General features: G+C 51.9%; 23 protein-coding genes. 11 read left to right on the plus strand and 12 right to left on the minus strand.

The features are described 5' to 3' along the window. The 3 genes from pspC to pspA are packed head-to-tail and all read right to left on the minus strand — an operon-like array spanning nt 1 to nt 1,296. Complete coding sequence (gene pspC / locus HMPREF3119_RS12140; RefSeq protein ID WP_004235504.1) at nt 1-354, minus strand: envelope stress response membrane protein PspC; 354 nt, start codon at nt 352-354, stop codon at nt 1-3. Next, entirely contained in the window at nt 354-575 is a 222-nt protein-coding gene (gene pspB / locus HMPREF3119_RS12145) for an envelope stress response membrane protein PspB (RefSeq protein WP_004235503.1), read from the minus strand. Before pspB ends, pspC begins: the two co-directional genes overlap by 1 nt. 46 nt (nt 576-621) lie before the next feature. Continuing rightward, on the minus strand, nt 622-1,296 hold the full coding sequence (gene pspA / locus HMPREF3119_RS12150; RefSeq protein WP_004235502.1) for a phage shock protein PspA: 675 nt from the start codon (nt 1,294-1,296) through the stop codon (nt 622-624). 173 nt (nt 1,297-1,469) lie between these two features. Between pspA and pspF the strand changes: the two genes are divergently transcribed. From pspF to fabI, 7 genes are all read left to right on the plus strand, one after another. Further along, entirely contained in the window at nt 1,470-2,456 is a 987-nt protein-coding gene (pspF, locus tag HMPREF3119_RS12155) for a phage shock protein operon transcriptional activator (protein WP_046024635.1), read from the plus strand. Nucleotides 2,457-2,527: 71 nt separating this feature from the next. Further along, nucleotides 2,528-4,216 carry an ABC transporter substrate-binding protein SapA gene (gene sapA / locus HMPREF3119_RS12160; RefSeq protein ID WP_004235500.1) on the plus strand — a complete coding sequence of 563 codons (1,689 nt, stop codon included), beginning with the start codon at nt 2,528-2,530 and terminating at the stop codon, nt 4,214-4,216. Then, nucleotides 4,213-5,178, plus strand: a complete 966-nt coding sequence (sapB, locus tag HMPREF3119_RS12165; protein ID WP_070579857.1) for a putrescine export ABC transporter permease SapB — start codon at nt 4,213-4,215, stop codon at nt 5,176-5,178. The genes sapA and sapB overlap by 4 nt, the downstream gene beginning before the upstream one ends. Then, a complete protein-coding gene (gene sapC, locus HMPREF3119_RS12170) occupies nt 5,165-6,055 on the plus strand; it encodes a putrescine export ABC transporter permease SapC (RefSeq protein WP_032098099.1) in 891 nt (296 codons plus the stop codon). Before sapB ends, sapC begins: the two co-directional genes overlap by 14 nt. After that, nucleotides 6,055-7,047 carry a putrescine export ABC transporter ATP-binding protein SapD gene (sapD, locus tag HMPREF3119_RS12175; protein WP_004235497.1) on the plus strand — a complete coding sequence of 331 codons (993 nt, stop codon included), beginning with the start codon at nt 6,055-6,057 and terminating at the stop codon, nt 7,045-7,047. The genes sapC and sapD overlap by 1 nt, the downstream gene beginning before the upstream one ends. Continuing rightward, entirely contained in the window at nt 7,047-7,856 is an 810-nt protein-coding gene (gene sapF, locus HMPREF3119_RS12180; protein WP_004235496.1) for a putrescine export ABC transporter ATP-binding protein SapF, read from the plus strand. Before sapD ends, sapF begins: the two co-directional genes overlap by 1 nt. Nucleotides 7,857-7,993: 137 nt before the next feature. After that, nucleotides 7,994-8,782, plus strand: coding sequence for an enoyl-ACP reductase FabI (gene fabI, locus HMPREF3119_RS12185; RefSeq protein ID WP_004239119.1), 789 nt, complete (start codon nt 7,994-7,996; stop codon nt 8,780-8,782). Between the two features lie 195 nt (nt 8,783-8,977). Here fabI and HMPREF3119_RS12190 read toward each other — a convergent pair whose 3' ends face one another. Further along, nucleotides 8,978-9,904: a Gfo/Idh/MocA family protein gene (locus HMPREF3119_RS12190; RefSeq protein WP_049246743.1), complete on the minus strand. Its 927-nt coding sequence runs from the start codon at nt 9,902-9,904 to the stop codon at nt 8,978-8,980. A gap of 196 nt (nt 9,905-10,100) precedes the next feature. Here HMPREF3119_RS12190 and gstA point away from each other — a divergent pair, with 196 nt between their 5' ends. Next, nucleotides 10,101-10,706 carry a glutathione transferase GstA gene (gene gstA, locus HMPREF3119_RS12195; protein ID WP_024473226.1) on the plus strand — a complete coding sequence of 202 codons (606 nt, stop codon included), beginning with the start codon at nt 10,101-10,103 and terminating at the stop codon, nt 10,704-10,706. Between the two features lie 81 nt (nt 10,707-10,787). On the opposite strand, the gene pdxY is transcribed toward gstA, so the two are convergent. From pdxY to anmK, 4 genes are all read right to left on the minus strand, one after another. Next, nucleotides 10,788-11,654 (minus strand): pyridoxal kinase PdxY, encoded by an 867-nt coding sequence (gene pdxY / locus HMPREF3119_RS12200; protein ID WP_070579859.1) that lies wholly within the window; start codon nt 11,652-11,654, stop codon nt 10,788-10,790. A 114-nt stretch (nt 11,655-11,768) separates the two neighbouring features. Then, nucleotides 11,769-13,043, minus strand: a complete 1,275-nt coding sequence (gene tyrS, locus HMPREF3119_RS12205; RefSeq protein WP_004235488.1) for a tyrosine--tRNA ligase — start codon at nt 13,041-13,043, stop codon at nt 11,769-11,771. A 135-nt stretch (nt 13,044-13,178) separates the two neighbouring features. Continuing rightward, nucleotides 13,179-13,829 (minus strand): pyridoxamine 5'-phosphate oxidase, encoded by a 651-nt coding sequence (gene pdxH, locus HMPREF3119_RS12210; RefSeq protein ID WP_004235487.1) that lies wholly within the window; start codon nt 13,827-13,829, stop codon nt 13,179-13,181. A gap of 54 nt (nt 13,830-13,883) precedes the next feature. After that, on the minus strand, nt 13,884-15,002 hold the full coding sequence (anmK, locus tag HMPREF3119_RS12215) for an anhydro-N-acetylmuramic acid kinase (protein ID WP_004235485.1): 1,119 nt from the start codon (nt 15,000-15,002) through the stop codon (nt 13,884-13,886). 318 nt (nt 15,003-15,320) lie between these two features. Between anmK and HMPREF3119_RS12220 the strand changes: the two genes are divergently transcribed. Beyond that, nucleotides 15,321-15,788, plus strand: coding sequence for an outer membrane lipoprotein (locus HMPREF3119_RS12220; RefSeq protein WP_004235484.1), 468 nt, complete (start codon nt 15,321-15,323; stop codon nt 15,786-15,788). A 59-nt stretch (nt 15,789-15,847) separates the two neighbouring features. Here the strand turns inward: HMPREF3119_RS12220 and slyA are convergent, their stop codons facing one another. Both slyA and HMPREF3119_RS12230 read right to left on the minus strand, forming a co-directional pair. Then, nucleotides 15,848-16,282 carry a transcriptional regulator SlyA gene (slyA, locus tag HMPREF3119_RS12225; RefSeq protein WP_015422751.1) on the minus strand — a complete coding sequence of 145 codons (435 nt, stop codon included), beginning with the start codon at nt 16,280-16,282 and terminating at the stop codon, nt 15,848-15,850. 515 nt (nt 16,283-16,797) lie between these two features. Next, on the minus strand, nt 16,798-17,034 hold the full coding sequence (locus tag HMPREF3119_RS12230; protein WP_032098095.1) for a DUF1289 domain-containing protein: 237 nt from the start codon (nt 17,032-17,034) through the stop codon (nt 16,798-16,800). 152 nt (nt 17,035-17,186) lie between these two features. Here HMPREF3119_RS12230 and gloA point away from each other — a divergent pair, with 152 nt between their 5' ends. Both gloA and rnt read left to right on the plus strand, forming a co-directional pair. Further along, nucleotides 17,187-17,594, plus strand: coding sequence for a lactoylglutathione lyase (gloA, locus tag HMPREF3119_RS12235; RefSeq protein WP_004235481.1), 408 nt, complete (start codon nt 17,187-17,189; stop codon nt 17,592-17,594). A gap of 109 nt (nt 17,595-17,703) precedes the next feature. Beyond that, the gene (gene rnt, locus HMPREF3119_RS12240; RefSeq protein WP_004235480.1) at nt 17,704-18,351 is read left to right on the plus strand and encodes a ribonuclease T; all 648 of its coding nucleotides are present in this window, start codon (nt 17,704-17,706) and stop codon (nt 18,349-18,351) included. 67 nt (nt 18,352-18,418) lie between these two features. On the opposite strand, the gene HMPREF3119_RS12245 is transcribed toward rnt, so the two are convergent. Together HMPREF3119_RS12245 and HMPREF3119_RS12250 are read right to left on the minus strand one after the other, a co-directional pair. Then, nucleotides 18,419-19,156 carry a hypothetical protein gene (locus HMPREF3119_RS12245; protein ID WP_246829278.1) on the minus strand — a complete coding sequence of 246 codons (738 nt, stop codon included), beginning with the start codon at nt 19,154-19,156 and terminating at the stop codon, nt 18,419-18,421. An 81-nt stretch (nt 19,157-19,237) separates the two neighbouring features. Next, the gene (locus HMPREF3119_RS12250; RefSeq protein WP_004235478.1) at nt 19,238-19,579 is read right to left on the minus strand and encodes a Grx4 family monothiol glutaredoxin; all 342 of its coding nucleotides are present in this window, start codon (nt 19,577-19,579) and stop codon (nt 19,238-19,240) included. Between the last annotated feature and the right edge of the window lie 31 nt (nt 19,580-19,610).

Consider the following 19,610-nt stretch of genomic DNA (forward strand, 5'->3'; position numbering starts at 1 on the left):
TTACAGGTCACGGAAGCGGCGGTTGAGCGCATACTGTTCTGAGGTCACATAGCGCTCAATGTCGCGGATCCGTTTTTCGGTACGCGCCTGGCTGCGTTCTGTCTGTTCAAGCAGCATGGCCGCATTCACTCCTCCGTCGCGGCCGGGGTAATCACGCGGCACCACCGGCAGGATCATTCCCATCAGAATATAGAGGGTGATAGTCAGCCAGAAAAAGCCGGTAAATGTTGCCACCACCGCGATAATGCGGATCATCCAGGCCGGTACATCAAAATAGTTGGCAATACCGGCACATACGCCCCGGAACATACCTTCATCCGGATAGCGGTACAGTTTGCGTGACTGAAATTCCATTATGATTGCCTCCAGCCCGGATTTTCCGCATCCAGAATCGATTCCAGGGTTTTGATCCGCGCTTCCATCTGCTGAGCATTTTCCGCCAGCGCCGCAAGACGGCGGGTTTCAAATTCACCGGCCCGGCTTCCCCGCTGACTGTTATAGTGCAGCCATAACCAGATCGGCAACACGAACAACACGAAAATTGTCAGTGGTATACCTAAAAATACAAACGCCATATTTTTGTCCTTAATGGTATTAATTCAGGAAAGCCTGTTACCGACCTTATTCGCCCTTTTCTTCTTTTTCAAGACGTGCTTTGATGGCCGCGATTTGCGCGCTGATCTCATCTTCCGCTTTCAGCTCGGCAAACTGCTGTTCCAGTGATTTTTCTTTCCCCAGACCATAGCTTGCGGCTTCACCTTCCATATGGTCAATCCGCGCCTCAAACTGCTCGAAACGGGCCATTGCCTCATCCATCCGGCCGCTGTCGAGCTGACGGCGCACCGCACGGGATGATTTTGCCGCTTCGTGACGCACCACCATGGATTGCTGGCGGGCACGGGTTTCAGTCAGTTTCTGTTCCAGTTCGTTAATTTCATTTTTCAGCCGGGCGATAGTTTCGTCCAGAATAATCAGCTCATGACGCAGTGTATCGACATGGCCTTCCACGCGCTGTTTTTCCAGCAGTGCGGCGCGGGCCAGATCTTCTTTTCCTTTGACAATCGCCAGTTCCGCTTTTTCCTGCCAGTCACTCACCTGACGCTCACCGCTTTCAATCTGACGTGACAGATTTTTGCGTTCCGCGAGGGTGCGGGCAGAGGTGGAGCGGATTTCCACCAGCATATCTTCCATTTCCTGAATCATCAGGCGGATCATTTTCTGCGGATCTTCCGCTTTATCCAGCAGTGATGCAACGTTGGCGTTAATGATATCGGCAAAACGTGAAAAGATTCCCATGATTGATGTCCTTTTATCAGCAGTTATGTCTTATGACACGTTTGCTATTACAAGATGCGTGCCAACTCGGTGATTTTTTTTACCCGTTTGTTTTTTCTCAGGTTTATTTATTTCCCTTTTGTCATGACTTTTTGTAAAGTGGTAATATTCGCCATTTAGTGGTTAAATTAATCATGAAAAATAATACGGAAACCCTGATCGGTATTGATAATACCTTTCTCGATGCACTGGAAAAAGTGTCGCGGCTGGCAAAAATTGCCCGGCCGGTACTGATTTGCGGAGAACGGGGGACCGGTAAAGAATTATTTGCTCACCGTCTTCATTATCTCTCTCCGCGCTGGGATGAGCCATTTATTGCACTGAATTGTGCGGCACTTAACGATAATTTGCTCGATTCCGAGCTGTTCGGGCATGAATCCGGGGCTTTTACGGGGGCTCAGCGCCGCCATCAGGGCCGCTTTGAGCGGGCGGACGGCGGCACACTGTTTCTTGATGAACTGGGTACCGCGCCGCTGACCGTGCAGGAAAAACTGTTGCGGGTGATTGAATACGGGGAATTTGAGCGTGTCGGCGGACAGCAGACCCTGAAAGCGGATGTACGGATTGTCTGCGCCACCAATGCGGATTTACCGGCGCTGGCGGCAGAGGGAAAATTCCGCCCCGATTTACTCGACCGGCTGGCCTTTGATGTCGTCAATATCCCGCCGCTGCGCGAGCGCCCGCGCGACCTGACCGAACTCGCCGGTCATTTTGCCGTGCAGATGTGTCAGGAGATGGGCACGCCGTTTTTTGCCGGTTTTTCCCCGCACGCCCTGCAACAGATGCAGAACTATCACTGGCCGGGCAATATCCGTGAGCTGAAAAATGTGATTGAGCGATCTTTGTACCGTCAGGGAGATACCACCGAACCGCTGGCAGAATTGGTGATCAACCCGTTTGTCACCGCGCCGGCTCCTTCAGCGGACGCCGCCGCACAGGCTCTGCCGCCGCTGCCGTTCTCCCTGAAGCAGTGGCAGCATACACAGGAGAAGGACGCGCTGGATGCCGCATTACAGCGCGCGCAGTTTAATCAGCGGGAAGCAGCACAATTGCTGAATCTGACCTATCATCAGTTTCGCGGATTACTGAAAAAACATGCCGGCAGCCCGCAACCGGATTAAATGCTTCCGTTTTTGGTTAGTCGCACAAATTGCGATACAATGCCCTGTTCATTTTTAACGGTAACTGATTTATGCGCCATTGGATTATCCGGGCCTGTGCGGTTCTCCTGCCTGTTTCAGGCTTTGCCGCCGCACCCGCCCCGCAGACAGACCAGCCGGTAAAACCGGTCACGGCTCAGGCCGCTCCGCTGCCGCCGGTCCGCGATACCGGTTTTGTCTATTGTGTGAACGGCAACATCAGTACATTTAACCCGCAACTGGCCAGCAGCGGGCTGATTGTCGAGCCGCTGGCGGCACAGATTTACGATCGCCTGCTGGATGTTGACCCTTACACCTATCGCCTGATCCCGGAACTGGCTGCCCGCTGGACAGTGCTGGATAACGGCGCGACCTACCGTTTTTATCTGCGCCGTGATACCGATTTTCAGACTACTGACTGGTTTAAACCGACCCGCAAAATGAATGCGGATGATGTGGTGTTCAGCTTTTCCCGCGTGGTGGATAAACAGAACCCGTATCACTATATCAACGGCGGCCGCTATCCTTATTTTGACAGTCTGCAGTTTGCGTCCAATGTTAAATCCATCCGCAAAATCAATAATTATACCGTTGAATTTAAACTGAATACGCCGGATGCCTCCTTCCTGTGGCATCTGGCAACCCATTACGCGCCGGTTCTGTCCAAAGAGTATGCCGATAACCTGCTGAAAGCCCGTCGTCAGGAACAGCTTGACTGGAAACCGGTCGGCACCGGGCCGTATTATCTGGATGATTACCAGAGCGGCCAGTTTGTCCGTCTGCAGCGCCATGATAATTACCGCAAAGGCAAACCCCGCATGCAGGAAGTGGTGGTTGATCTCGGGGCGGGCGGCACCGGACGGATGTCAAAACTGATCACCGGTGAGTGTGATGTGCTGGCCTATCCCGCCGCCAGCCAGCTACAGGTGCTGCGCGATGACCCGCGCCTGAGCCTGATGCTGCGCCCGGGAATGAATATCGCGTATCTGGCGTTTAATACCAGCAAACCGCCGTTTAATAATCCGCAGGCGCGCCGTGCGATTGCTTTCGCAATTAATAATGAGCGCCTGATGAAATCCATCTATTACGGCACGGCGGAAACTGCTGCGTCTATTCTGCCGCGCGTCTCCTGGGCGTATGATAACCAGACCAGGGTGACGGAATATAATCCCGAAAAAGCCAAAGCAATGCTCAATGAGCTGGGACTGAGCGGTATGACGCTGAATCTCTGGGTACCGACCGCCTCGCAGTCTTACAACCCCAGCCCGCTGAAAATGGCCGAGCTGATTCAGGCGGATCTGGCCCGTGTCGGGATAAAAATGAATATCCGCCCGGTTGAGGGGCGTTTTCAGGAAAACAGCCTGATGGATCGCAGCCACGATATTACCCTTGCAGGCTGGTCAACCGACAGTAATGACCCGGACAGTTTTTTCCGTCCGCTGCTCAGCTGTGCGGCTATCGGTTCGCAAACCAATCTGAGCCACTGGTGTTCCCCGGAATTTGATGATGTGATCCACCAGGCGCTGCTTGAGCAGCAACTGAGCAGCCGGATAGAGTATTATCACAAAGCGCAGCAGATTCTGGCACAGGATCTGCCGGTACTGCCGCTGGCCTACTCACTGCGGTTACAGGCATTCCGCTATGATATTAAAGGGCTGGTACTGAGCGCATTCGGTAATACCTCTTTTGCCGGTGTCTACCGTGATACCGGGGATGACCCGGAGCCGGAGGCTGAACCATGATTATTTTTATTCTGCGCCGTCTGCTGCTGGTGCTGATCACGCTCTGTTTTCTGTCGGTGCTCAGCTTCAGCCTGAGTTACTTCCCGGCAAATGCGCCGCTGAGTGGTGCTTCCCTGACGGATGCCGTGCTGTTCTATTACAAGAGCCTGTTTTCATGGGATTTCGGCAGTTCCGTGATTAACGGTGAGCCGGTCAGCCAGCAATTGTGGGCAGCACTGCCCGCCACCCTGGAGCTGTGCGGCCTGGCGTTTCTGCTGGCGCTGGTGATCGGTATTCCTGCCGGGATTATTGCCGGGGTCTGGCGCAATAAAATGGCGGATATCGCCATCAGCACCTTTGCGCTGGTCGGGTTTTCGATTCCCGTATTCGGACTGGCACTGCTGCTTACCCTGTTCTTCTCTCTGCGGCTGGACTGGCTGCCGGTCTCCGGACGCATTGACCTGCTGTATGATTTAACACCGGTTACCGGATTTGCGGTGATTGATGCCTGGCTGTCGGATTCACCATACCGGCAGGCGATGATCCTCAATGTGCTGTCTCACATGGTGCTGCCGGTGATCACGCTGTCCATTGCGCCGATGACGGAAGTTATCCGCCTGATGCGCACCAGTACCGAAGAGATTATCAGCCAGAACTATATTAAAGCCGCCGCTATCCGTGGTTTATCCCGGCTGACCATTATCCGCCGTCATGTGCTGCACAATGCGCTGCCGCCGGTGATCCCGAAACTCGGGTTACAGTTTTCCACCATGCTGACGCTGGCGATGGTCACAGAAGTGGTCTTTAACTGGCCGGGTATCGGCCGCTGGCTGATCACGGCTATCCGCCAGCAGGATTTTGCCGCGATTTCCGCCGGTGTCATGCTGGTCGGTACCATGGTGATAATTATCAATATGCTGTCAGATATTCTGGGGGCCGTCAGCAGCCCGCTGAAACATAAGGAATGGTATGCCTTCAGATAATTTCTACCGTGAAGACCGGATGCCGTCACCGGGGCGGGTTATCTGGCAGCATTTCACCGCAGATATTCCGGCTATGATCGGTTTTTACGGCGTGCTGTTTCTGATTGCACTGGCGATCGGCGGTACCTGGATAGCCCCTTATGCGCTCGACCAGCAGTTTGCCGGTCATCAGTTGCTGCCGCCTTCCTGGTCTCATTACGGGAATGTCGCCTTCTTCCTCGGTACGGATGATCTCGGCCGTGATATTTTCAGCCGTCTGATCCTCGGTACACAATCCACCTTCGGCGGTGCACTTCTGGTTACCGTCATTGCCGCCATCGCCGGGATTATCATCGGTTGTCTGGCAGGGATGACCACCGGTCTGCGCTCAGCCATTTTTAACCATATGTTTGATACCCTGCTGGCGCTGCCCTCTCTGCTGCTGGCGATTATTGTGGTGGCCTTTTTTGGCGCCAGTCTCAGCCACGCCATGATTGCCGTGGCACTGGCACTGCTGCCGCGTATTGTGCGGATGATTTATATCGCAGTACATGATGAGCTTGATAAGGAATACGTGATTGCCGCCCGGCTCGACGGTGCGTCCAACCTCAATATTCTGATCCATACTGTGCTGCCGAATATCAGTGCCGTGACTGTCACCGAACTGACACGCGCCCTGTCCATTGCTATCCTCGATATTGCCGCACTCGGTTTTCTCGAGCTGGGGGCACAACTGCCGTCCCCGGAATGGGGAGCGATGCTCGGGGATTCTCTGGAACTGATTTATGTGGCGCCCTGGACCGTACTTCTGCCGGGAACCGCCATCCTTATCAGTGTTCTGCTGGTGAATCTGCTCGGTACCGGGTTACAGCGTGCTATTAATGCGGGGGTTGAATAATGCCGTTACTGGATATCCGCAATTTAACCATTGAATTTATGACTGCCGCAGGGCCGGTCAAAGCCGTTGACCGCGTGACATTATCCCTGACCGAAGGGGAGTTCCGCGGCCTGGCCGGGGAATCCGGTTCCGGTAAAAGTCTGATCGCCAAAGCGATTGCCGGTATCACCAAAGATAATCTGCGCGTAACGGCAGACCGCTTCCGGTTTAATGATATCGATCTGCTGAAACTCACACCCCGCCAGCGCCGCCGGGTGATCGGCCACAATGTGTCGATGATTTTCCAGGAGCCGCAATCCTGTCTGGATCCGTCAGAAAATATCGGTAAACAGCTGATTCAGTCCATCCCCGGCTGGACATACAAAGGCCGCTGGTGGCAACGCTTTAACTGGCGTAAGCGCCGGGCGATTGAGCTGCTGCACCGTGTCGGTATTAAGGATCACAAAGATGTGATGAGCAGTTACCCCTATGAGCTGACCGAAGGGGAATGCCAGAAGGTGATGATTGCCATTGCGCTGGCCAATCAGCCGCGCCTGCTGATCGCCGATGAGCCGACCAACGCCATGGAGCCCGATACTCAGGCGCAGATTTTCCGCCTGCTGACCCGGCTGAACCAAAACAACAATATGACCATCCTGCTGATCAGCCACGATTTGCAGTTAATGAGCCAACTGGTGGATCGCATTAATGTGCTCTACTGCGGCCAGACCGTGGAGAGTGCCGAACCGGATGACCTTCTGCTCAAACCCCATCACCCGTATACTCAGGCACTGATGCGGGCTATCCCTGATTTTGAAAAGGCACTGGCACACAAATGCCGCCTGAATACCCTGCCGGGCGCGATTCCGTCACTGGAGCATCTGCCGGTCGGCTGCCGCCTGGGGCCGCGCTGTCCGTATGCCCAGAAAGTATGTATTGACGCGCCGCGTCTGCGGACAGTCAAAAACCGCAGTTTTGCCTGCCACTTCCCGCTGAATATGGAGGATGTGTGATGCCCGGTCCGCTGCTGGAAGTCAAAAACCTGAGCAAAACCTTCCGTTACCGGGATGGTTTTTTCCGCCGTCATCAGCTTGAGGCGGTCAAACCGGTCAGTTTTACACTGCAACCCGGCCAGACACTCGCTATTACCGGCGCAAACGGCTCCGGCAAATCCACCCTCGCGCGGATGTTATCCGGGATGATCGAGCCGAGCGGCGGGGAAATCCTGATCGACAAACACAAACTGACGTTTGGTGATTACAGCTACCGCAGCCAGCGCATCCGCATGATATTCCAGGATTCAGCCACCTCGCTTAATCCGCGCCAGCGCACGGGGCAAATCCTTGAGCTGCCGCTGATGCTCAATACAGATCTCGATGCTGCCGGACGCCGTCTGCGCATTAACGCAACACTGCGCCAGGTGGGTCTGCTGCCGGATCACGCGGATTACTATCCTCACATGCTGGCTTCCGGACAGAAACAGCGTGTGGCCCTCGCCCGCGCCCTGATTCTGCAGCCGGAAGTGATTGTGGCGGATGAAGCGCTCGCCTCTCTGGATATGTCATTACGTTCACAGATCATAAATCTGATCCTTGAACTCCAGGAAACGCAAAAAATTGCCTATATTTATGTCACACAGCATCTGGGCATGGCAAAACATGTCAGTGACCAGATACTGGTGATGCACAACGGTGAAGTTGTCGAGCGCGGTAACACTGCCGAGGTACTGGCATCCCCGCTGCACGATGTCACACGCCGCCTTATCACCAGCCACTTTGGTGAAGCACTGTCCGCCGAAGCCTGGCGCCAGGATGTGGATTAACTGCCGGTATTCTGATAATTCAGGCCGGTTACATCTCAATTTCCGGTAACCTGTTAACATCAGCCGGATTTTTACTAAACGTGTCACCTGCCGGGTTGCGGCGCAGAAGGTGACAGAGAAAACACAAGGAAACTGCTATGGGTTTTATGACCGGTAAACGCATCCTGATCACAGGGGTTGCAAGCAAATTATCGATTGCTTACGGTATTGCCAAAGCAATGCGTGACCAGGGGGCGGAACTTGCATTCACCTACCAGAATGACAAGCTGAAACCCCGTGTTGAAGAGTTCGCTCAGTCTCTGGGTTCCTCCATCGTTCTGCCTTGTGATGTTGCAGAAGATGAAAGTATTGAAAATCTGTTCACGGAATTAGCCAAAGTCTGGCCGAAATTTGACGGTTTTGTTCACTCTATCGGCTTTGCCCCGGCTGACCAACTGGACGGCGACTATGTGGATGCGGTAAACCGTGAAGGCTTCCGTATTGCTCACGACATCAGCGCGTACAGTTTTGTGGCGATGGCAAAAGCCTGCCGCAGTATGCTGAACCCGAATTCCGCCCTGCTGACCCTCTCTTACCTGGGCGCGGAGCGCGCTATCCCGAACTACAATACCATGGGTCTTGCTAAAGCCTCTCTCGAAGCGAACGTCCGTTATATGGCGAACGCGATGGGGAAAGAAACCATCCGTGTTAATGCGGTTTCTGCCGGTCCTATCCGTACACTGGCAGCATCCGGTATTAAAGATTTCCGCAAAATGCTGTCGCACTGTGAAGCAGTCACCCCGCTGCGCCGTACAGTTACCACAGAAGATGTGGGTAACGCGGCAGCGTTCCTCTGCTCTGATCTGGCCGGCGGTATTACCGGTGAAATCCTGCATGTTGACGGCGGTTTCAGTATCGCGGCAATGAATGAGCTGGAACTGAAATAAGGCAACCGGCCTCTGCATGGCAGAGGCTGTGTTTTCTGCACGTTCGGTGTCACAGCGGATAGCAGGCAAAACGAAAAGTCGCTGTGAATACACTCCCTGTACGCTCAGGCTCGCCATCCATGGCTCGCATGCTTTTCGTTCCTTTGCCTGTTATCCGCTGACGTTATGCGGCATTGATGTTATTTGTCTTTAAAATCACATCTTTTCCGCTAACAGTTTCTCCGTCAGCCGCTGCGCATAAAGCGCCTCTTCGCCGCTGACCAGCGGTTGTGTCTGATTGGCAACAGATTCGATAAAATGCCGCACCGCACCGTCAAACCCGCGCTGAACCAGTACCGGATCCCACGCTTTCGGATGCTGTTCCTGTATCCCGGCGGCAGTTTCACTGCGCCAGTGATTCATATCCGTCACCTGATAACAGCCGTCACGTCCGGTCACACTGACCTGCTCCCGCTGACTCGCCGCACAGCGGTGCATGGAGGCTGTCAGCCAGATGCCGTTATCTGTCTGTAAATGGTGTTCCGCATACAGCAGCTGATTTTCCTCATTCACCTGCATATGGCCGCTTTTCAGTGCCGCATTACCATCCCGTCCCAGCCAGAGCAGAGTATCCGCGATATGCAGATAATCATCGGTCACCGTGAAAGCCACATCATGCGGCCCGACGCTGTTGCTGCGGTGTTTATCCATACGGATCGATGCCGCTTTTCCGGCAATCTGTTCTCTGAGCTGCAGATAAAACGGTGAAAAGCGACGGTTGAACCCGACCATCAGTGCCCGCTGTTTTTTCTCCGCCAGGCTGACGAGTGCCTCTGATTGTTCATACGATGCTGCCAGCGGTTTATCAACATACACATGACATCCCGCATTCAGTAATTCGCTGACCACCTGAAAATGGCTCTCTGTACTGCTGTGAACAAACACGGCATCACATTGTTCTGCCAGCTCATGGAGTGACGGAAACAGAGGAAAGCGGTACGCATCACAGACCTGACGTGCCTTTTCCTGATTCGGCGAGAACCCGCCGGACAGCACCCAGTTATCCGTTCTGGTCAGAACCGGTAAATACGCTTTTTGTGCTATCCCGCCCAGTCCGGCGATCCCGATACGGATTTTATTCATGTGTGCTTTACCTTTTAGTGTTTTGTAACAATGAATTACAAAGTCTTCCCATAAATTGAATCTGTGGCGATTATATGGAAAGATGGCGTTAACCGACAAATAATTCGCATTCTGAATACATCCCGCCCGCGAATACCGGTCTATACTTCATCACTACTGCCATGTCCGTTCTTTTGTTTTAACTGAGGAGCATACCATGCAATTGTTCTATACCCCGGGAAGTTGTGCACTGTCACCCCATATCATTTTGCGTGAAACCGGCCTGGATTTTTCCCTGGTCCGTGTCGATCTGAAAGCAAAAAAAACCGAAAACGGTGATGATTACCTGAAAATTAATCCGAAAGGACAAGTCCCCGCACTGAGTATCAGTGACAGCCAGCTGCTGACCGAAGGTGTGGCGATTGTGCAGTATCTTGCTGATCAGAAACCGGATCGCAAGCTTATTGCCCCGGCGGGAACGATGGAACGTTATCATCAGATTGAATGGCTTAACTATATTGCCAGCGAAGTGCATAAAAGCTACGGCCCGCTGTTCTCTCCGGAAACCCCGGAAGATTACCGGCCAATTGCACTGCGCAATCTGATGAATAAGTTTGCCTATGTGGACGGCGTGCTGGCGAAAAGCCCGTATATTACCGGCAACAGTTTTACCGTAGCGGATGCTTATCTGTTTACTGTCTGCGGCTGGGCTCCGCATCTGAAGATTTCACTTGAGCCGTATCCGCATTTACAGGCGTATCTGGCGAAAATTGCCCATCGTCCGCATGTGCAGGATGCGATGGAAGCGGAAGGTCTGATTTAATCTTTCTGATACGCAGAAACAAAAAAACGCCGGATTATCTGTCCGGCGTTTTCTTTATGCTGATGCGATGTTCAGACCGGTTCAGTCGATCTGTTCAGCGCAGAATTTGTGTGTCGGAAGCACCATTTCATCCTGAGCCGCAACCAGTTGCAGTTCGTACTCATTCATGGTTTTGGTTTTCAGCATCACTTCATACACAGCGGCAGCCACATGTTCCAGTGCTTTCGGCAACTCTTCGCCTTTCAGCAGATTCACCAGCATCATACCACTGGTTAAATCACCCACACCAACCGGCTGACGCTCGCCAAAGTCCACCAGCGGACGACTGACATGCCAGGCATGCTCAGCAGTGACCAGAATCATTTCAAAACGGTCAGCACGGTAACCGGCGCGGGACAGGTGTTTGACCAGTACCAGACGCGGCCCTTTTTTGCACAGTTCACGGGCAGCGGCAACGGCTTCGCCCACATTGTGAATGGTTTTTCCGCTCAGGGTTTCCAGCTCCAGCAGGTTCGGCGCGATCATATCGCTGACTGCCAGTGCTTCCTGACACAGGAAATCCGCCACTCCCGGTGCGACGATACAGCCTTTTTCCGGATGTCCCATGACCGGGTCACAGAAATACCATGCCTGCGGATTGCGGGTTTTGACTTTTTTCACCACATCCAGGATACGCTTGCCCTGCTCTGCCGAGCCGAGGTAGCCGCTGAGCACCGCATCACAGCGGGTCAGCTGATCGATTTTATCAATGCCGTCCACAATCTCCGTGATGTGCTCTGCGCTCATCACGCAGCCGGTCCAGCCTTGTGCATACTGTGTGTGATTAGAAAACTGGACGGTATTCAGCGGCCAGACATTAACGCCCATGCGGCGCATCGGGAATTCAGCCGCACTGTTACCGGCGTGACCATACACAACATGGGACTGGATAGAGAGAATATTTTTCATTGATACAACCTGATTTTTTATTATTACTGTGCATATCATATTCTGTGAAACAGAAAAGATCCTGCTGACAGATCAAAAAGGGCAACCTTCGTTGCCCTTGATTACCGTAAACTATTATTTCCAGCAGATCAGACAGTAATGTTTTTTGCCCCGGCGCAGCAGTGTGTAACGCCCGAACAGCTTGTCGCTGTCAGTGAAGCGGTATTCCGCATCAGACTGTTTTTCGCCGTTGAGAGACACCGCATTGGAGCCGATCATGGTACGGGCCTGACCGCGTGACGGAACCAGTTCCGCAACCACCAGCGCCTGCTGTAAATCCGCATCGCTGTCCAGTTCGATATGCGGCATACCATCCTGCGCCAGCTGCGCGAAGTCATCTTCAGTCAGGCTTGATACATCGCCGTTGAACAGGCTGTCAGTGATACGACGGGCAGCCGTCAGCCCAGCTTCGCCGTGAACCAGTTTTGTCACCTGCTCTGCCAGAACGTACTGGGCACGCGGTGCTTTGCCGCTGGCTTTGTCTTCCGCTTCCAGTGCATCGATATCTTCGAGGCTCATAAAGGTGAAGAATTTAAGGAAACGATAGACGTCCGCATCCGCAGTGTTGATCCAGAACTGGTAGAATTTGTACGGACTGGTTTTCTTCGGATCCAGCCATACCGCGCCGCCTTCAGTTTTACCGAATTTGGTACCATCAGATTTGGTGATCAGCGGAACGGTCAGACCCCAGGCCTGCTGCTGGTTCAGACGACGGGTTAAATCGATACCGGAGGTAATGTTACCCCACTGGTCAGAACCGCCGATTTGCAGCTCAACGCCGTGATCTTTATTCAGACGGGCGAAGTCATAACCCTGCAACAGGTTGTAAGAGAATTCGGTGAATGAAATACCGACATCATCGCGGTTCAGGCGCTGCTTAACCGCTTCCTTGTTGATCATCTGGTTCACAGAGAAGTGTTTACCGATATCACGCAGGAAGGTCAGCACATCCATCGAGCCGAACCAGTCATAGTTGTTTGCCGCGATAGCACTGTTCGCGCCGCAGTCAAAATCGAGGAACGGGGAAACCTGCTGACGGATTTTATCCACCCAGCCGTGAACCGTATCCTGTGTATTCAGTTTGCGCTCCGTTGCTTTAAAGCTCGGGTCGCCAATCAGCCCCGTGGCCCCACCGACCAGTGCCACCGGACGGTGCCCGGCTAACTGGAAACGCTTTAAGCACAGCAACGGAACCAGGTGGCCCAAATGCAAGCTGTCAGCGGTCGGATCGAAACCGCAATAGAGGGAGATCGGGCCCTGCGCCAGTCTCTCTGCTAACGCTTTTTCATCCGTAACCTGGGCAATGAGGCCCCGCTCTTGCAGTTGTTTTATCAGGTTCGTACCAGACATCAATGACTCCGTCAGTTCTGTTTTGTCTATGCAAAAATAGTGGATTGGAAATATGAAGGCTATAGCATAAAGCGGCACTCCGTGAAGTGCCAGCAATTAAAATGATTTTACTGAAGAAATTCTGACAACAGCCGGTTACGGCGCGAGGCGGTCAATATCCCAGCCGTCTGCGGTACGGGTGTACAGGAAGCGGTCATGCAGACGGTGTTCACCGCCCTGCCAGAACTCAACAGAACTGAATTTAATCCGGAAACCGCCCCAGAAGCTCGGCAGCGGAACATCACCCTGCTTAAATTTCTGTTTCAGCTCAAGAAATTTGCCTTCCAGAATACCGCGTGCGGAAATCCGTGAGGATTGCTGAGATGCCCATGCGGCAATCTGGCTGTCTTTCGGCCGGCTGTGGAAATATTTTACTACTTCCAGTGTGGATAAGCGCTCCACCTCGCCGAGGAAACAGACTTGTCTGTCCAGGCTGTACCACGGGAAATGCACACTGATTTTCGGATTTTTTGCCAGATGCTGCGCCTTGCGGCTGCCCATATTGGTGTAGAAAATCAGCCCGTCTTTATCAAAGTGCTTGAGCAGCACAATACGCTGATACGGCTGGCCGGTTTCATCCACGGTCGCCACACACATCGCAGTCGGGTCGGTCAGTTTTGCCTCACACGCCTGTTTAAGCCAGCGTTCGAACATTTCCAGCGGGTCGTCGCTGAGATCACGGCGGCGCAACCCCCCTTTGGTGTATTCACGTCGCAGATCCGCAACGTCAGTAAACTCATCTGACATGCCTTTTATCCTCTTATCTTATCTTTTTAATAACTGAAACTGTGTTGTCTTTTGTTACGGCAGCCGGCGGATAACAGGATATACCGCACCCAATACGGTTTCCCGGTCTGCGCCGGTGACAGACGGCAGATTACCGGGTTCACCGGCCAGTGTCCGCGCCGCCAGCCAGGCAAATGCCAGAGCTTCCATATCATCGCCGCTCAGGCCGTATTTATCAGTCGGGCTCACTTCAGTGCCCGGCAACTGTGCGGATAACTGCGCCATAATCTGCGGATTGCGCGCACCACCGCCGCATACCAGCAGGCGCTCACAGCCGCCGCACAGCGTAACCTGCTCACTGATACTGACAGTGGTCAGCGCCAGCAGGGTTGCCTGCACATCCTCCGGTTTCAGGCCGGGGAAATTATCCAGTTGTGTGGTCAGCCACTGCATATTGAAATATTCACGCCCGGTACTTTTCGGTGCCGGACGGCGGAAATAGGGATCACTCAGCATCTGTGCCAGTAAGTCCTGATTAACGTGCCCGCTTTTCGCCCATTCACCGTCTTTATCATACGGCTCCGCGCGGTGCCGCCATGTCCAGCTGTCCATCAGCATATTGCCCGGACCGGTGTCATAACCTCTGACCTCCGCCCCCGGGATCAGTGTGGTGATATTGGCGATCCCGCCGATATTCAGGATAATCCGTTTTTCATCCGCCACACCGAGCACCGCCTGATGAAAGGCGGGCACCAGCGGCGCGCCCTGCCCGCCGTAAGCCATATCACGGCGGCGGAAATCCCCGACTGTCATGATATTGGTCAGCGCGGCAACCCTGTTGTTATCCCCGAGCTGCATGGTAAAAGGTGTTTCGCTGTCCGGCTCATGCCAGACGGTCTGTCCGTGACAGCCGATGCCGGCAATATCCTGCGGATTCAGCCGGGTTTGTGCCAGCAGCCCGCCGACAGCGTCAGCAAACAGTGTGCCCAGTTCATAATCCAGACGGCCGATTTCTGACAGTGTCGTCTGCTGTCCCTGACATACCGCCAGTATGCGCTTTTTCAGCGCGTGCGGAAACGGATGCGAATACGCCGCCTGCTGCGCCACCACTGAATCATTAATCGCAGCCAGAACAACATCCACCCCGTCAAGGCTGGTTCCTGACATCACGCCGATATAACGTCCCGAACGCATAACCTGTTCCTTTTAATCAATAACCGTCTGATAAAAATATAGTATTCATATTCCGTGTGACTACTATAATCAGGGCGCTCCGCAGATTCACCCCTTTTCGTACCGTGACCCCACTTAATCCTCATTCTGATGCACGCTTCACATTTGTGAAATAAGAGGATTTACCTTGCCGCCGGAACGTTTCGCTTTAAGCTGTTCCTAATGAAGATGAAAATAAAACGTTTTTAATGCTAAATTATTCTGCGATAATAGATAAGATATTACACTACAGATAATGAACACATCTGAATCTGTGAATACAATAATCAGGAGTTAAGTATGTATAAGCGTTTTCTCGTCGGTGTATTTGCCGTCGTGGCCCTTTCCGGTTGTGTGAATATGGACACACTGAGTGGTGACACTTATAGTGCAGACCAGGCGAAACGTGTTCAGACCGTTACCTATGGTACAGTGATGAGCGCCCGTCCGGTAACTATCCAGGGCGGCAGTGACGAAAATATCCTCGGTGCGGCCGGTGGTGCAATTCTGGGTGGTATTTTAGGCAGCACTGTCGGCGGCGGCACCGGTCAGACCCTGGCTACCGCAGCAGGTGCAATTGCTGGTGGTGTTGCAGGCCAGAACGTTCAGGCAGCAATGAACAACACTTCCGGTGTTGAGCTGGAACTGAAACAGGATAACGGCGAAATCATTGTTGTTGTACAGAAACAAGGTAAAACCCCGTTCTCCGTCGGTCAGCGTGTCCGTATCGCGAAATCCGGTTCAACCTATACCGTATCTCCGCGTTAATTTTCACGGTTTACCGGCAAAAGGCGAAACAACTGTTTCGCCTTTTTTATTACCTGCCGTCAGTTACGGTTGTGCAACTGTACGATATTATTGTCCAGTTTTCTGACAATCTCCGCCAGCGTATATAATTCATCCTGCGTGATCCCGCCCAGAATTTCACGCCGTGTTTTTTCAATTACCGCGTCCACCTCACGAATAAAAGGTTCTGATTCCTCCGTCAGTTTAATCCGTTTCGCTCTGCGGTCATTAATACAGATATGTCGTGTGATTAACCGCTTTTCTTCCAGCTGATCCAGCGTGCGGACCAGCGACGGCTGTTCAATACCAATCGCTTTTGCCAGCTGAATCTGAGACTGATCCGGCGGCAGCAGGCTGATATTGTAGAGTGTAATCCAGTGTGTCTGTGTGAGTTTCAGTGGTTTGAGCCGGTGGTCAATCAGTGATCGCCAAATCCGCACTAACCTCGCTAAGTCTGATCCCAATGTTAACTCCACAAATTTCTCCTTATGTGAATACGGTACGGACGCATATACACGCCATCATGTCTTTCAATCACCCGAAAAAAGAAGCGCAGCGCTGCGGTGTTTATTAACAGCGGACGCAATATTGCTGTGTGACAAAAACAGTTCATGCTTATGTCATAGTCAATTTAATAGGCACGAAATAATTAGCTTTTTATACAAATTTAATTGATTAAGCTGATGAACTTGTTTCACATTAAGAATAGCGATCATCACTGAACGGATCTATATTTTTTTACATAACCACCATTTTATTTTTAACAAAAAATAATTGATATATGATATTTTCAATATTAAACAGTGAGTTAATTAAACATCATCGCCATGATGGATAAGGCGGTAATTTTATATTTAATTTATATAATTTCATTCTTGATTATAAATAAAGATGAACTTAAAAATATTATTTATCTGCAACATAAATCCTTTGTGCTAAATAACATCCATACATTAATTCATGTCTAATATATAGATTTATAATTATTTATTTAAAATAAATCCAGCTGTCCGGATGGCGCTTCCGGTGGTGAGTCCCCTTTTGCGGCTCTGTAACGACGCTGACGGCACAGCCGAATCACATTTTCTTTTTGTGCGTTACTCAGTGACAGCCACTGAAAACGCTCATCACGGCTCCGGTAGCATCCCCGGCAGTAGCCTTTTTCATTCAGCTGACATATCCCCACACAAGGTGAAGGGATATCAAAAAAGTGAAGTTGTTCTGCCATCGGCTGATGTCCTTTTGTCTGATGCCCTGCCGGACAGGTAATGGTTATCCTGTAACCATCAGCATCCTGATAATTTGAATTGTAGTCAATTATCACGTTATAGTGTGAGCCATTACTGATAAATAACTGAAAGCACTCTGAGAGGTTACTTTATGCGTGTACTCCATACCATGCTCCGCGTGGGTGATATGCAACGTTCTGTCGATTTTTACACTAAGGTTCTCGGCATGCGTTTACTGCGCACCAGTGAAAACCCGGAATATAAATATTCTCTGGCTTTCGTGGGTTACAGTGACGAAAGTGAAGGCTCTGTTATCGAATTGACGTATAACTGGGGCACGGATTCCTATGAGATGGGAACGGCATTCGGCCATATCGCACTCGGCGTGGATGATGTCGCGGCGACCTGTGATGCTATCCGCAAGGCGGGCGGGAATGTGACCCGTGAAGCCGGTCCGGTTAAGGGCGGTACCACTATTATCGCGTTTGTGGAAGACCCGGACGGCTATAAGATTGAATTAATTGAAAATAAAAGTGCCGGGGCTGCTCTCGGTAACTGAGTGACTCCGTAAGAAGGATCAGAACGATCCTTCTTTTCCGGCTCAGCCCTTTCTCCCTCCGGCAAGCCGCGCTAGAATAGTGCGTTTTGTTTGTTTAATTAAGAGTCCCATGTCTGAAAATCAAAATCACAATACTCTGAGCGCACGTTTCCGCGGCTATTATCCTGTCGTTATTGATGTTGAAACCGGCGGTTTTAATGCCAGAACGGACGGGATGCTGGAAATTGCCGCCATTACCGTCAAAATGGATAACAACGGCTGGCTGATGCCGGATCAGCGGCTTGAATTTAATGTGCAGCCTTTTGAGGGTGCAAACCTTGATCCCGCCGCTCTGGCATTTACCGGTATTAATCCGGCCGACCCGGAGCGTAATGCGGTAACAGAATATGAAGCGCTGCATGCCATTTTCAAAATGGTCCGCAAAGGCATGAAAGATGCGGATTGCAAGCGGGCGATTATCGTGGCGCACAATGCAAATTTTGATCACAGCTTTGTGATGGCAGCGGCAGAACGCTGCGGACTGAAACGCAATCCGTTTCATCCGTTTGCCACCTTTGATACCGCCGCATTAAGCGGACTGTCTCTGGGCCAGACCATTCTGGCAAAAGCCTGTATCACCGCAGGTATCCCGTTCGACAGCAAAAAAGCCCACGGTGCGGCTTATGATACCGACCGTACCTCCCTGCTCTTTTGTGACATCGTCAACCGCTGGAAGAAACTGGGCGGCTGGCCGCCGGCGGCAGACAGTAATCAGTGAGAAAACGCCACCGTCAGGGTGGCGTTTTTCGCTATATTGTCATTAATGCGGGCAATATATCCGCTGATTAAAGTTTCATCAGTTCCGGAAGGATTTTCCCGCGGATTTCGGATATCACCTGACCAACACTTTCACGGAATATCGCTTCAAATCCCGGTCTGGCAAGATACTCTTTTGCTTTGCCCAAATCAGCGATACTGCCAAGCTGAGAGAATTCCCCCTGCGCCACTTCCTTTCTCAGCAGATTTCCCGATTCTTCACGGATACCTTCAGAACCCGGTTCATATATTTTCCCGTTTATGGAGCTGAGCTGGGTAATAACCCCCCTCAGCGGACCACCAGAGATACTTACCAGCATGTCCGGTTGCAGAGGTTCGTTATTCTCAAGTTTACCTGCCAGTATATCCAGATGCTTTGGCAGACATTCTTTTGCTGACTCAAGTAAAATCTGAGAAAACAACGGAATCTGCACAGGCGGGGGCGGCGTTTCCGCTCGTATTTCCGTTTTTTCGCAACAGAAAGAGATATTTTTTATCCGGTCACCTAACTGATGCAGTGAGTTATTCACTTTCCCTTTTGCTGACATAAAAAAATCTGCCACGCTGTTGCAAATGCCGCTGAATCGCTCAGCCAGCCCGGGGACTCTTGCTGCCGTATCTTCAGTCAGTGTACCAAGCGCAGGTCCCGGCCCGCTGTATGAAATATACCCGGTTAAAATAACATTTTGTCCTGCTGATGTTGGCTGCATTTTTTTTCCTTTCTGTGTAATTAACGCCCCCACTCTAGAAAATAACCGCCCGGACAACTTTCATTTCACCGCCATCAGAAAAGCAAAAGCCCCGCAGCGGTGACACTGCAGGGCTTTTCTAAACAGTACGGGACGTGATTATTCTTCGTTTTCAGTCCGGTATTTTGCTGCGGTTTCTTTAATCAGTGGCTGTAATTCACCGCGCTGGAACATTTCCATAATGATATCACAGCCGCCGACCAGCTCACCGTCAACCCACAGTTGCGGGAACGTCGGCCAGTTAGCGTATTTTGGTAATTCAGCGCGGATATCCGGATTCTGCAGAATATCCACATAAGCAAAACGCTCTTCACAGGCAGCCAGCGCCTGCACAGCCTGCGCGGAAAAACCGCAGCTCGGCAGCTTCGGTGAGCCCTTCATATACAGCAGAATCGGGTTTTCTTTAATCTGGCGTTCGATTTTTTCAATAGTCGTCGTCATGTAAAACGTCCTTCACTTCAGATCGGTTAGT

Origin of the sequence: Morganella sp. HMSC11D09 (assembly GCF_001807955.1) — a bacterium.
GTDB lineage: Bacteria > Pseudomonadota > Gammaproteobacteria > Enterobacterales > Enterobacteriaceae > Morganella > Morganella morganii.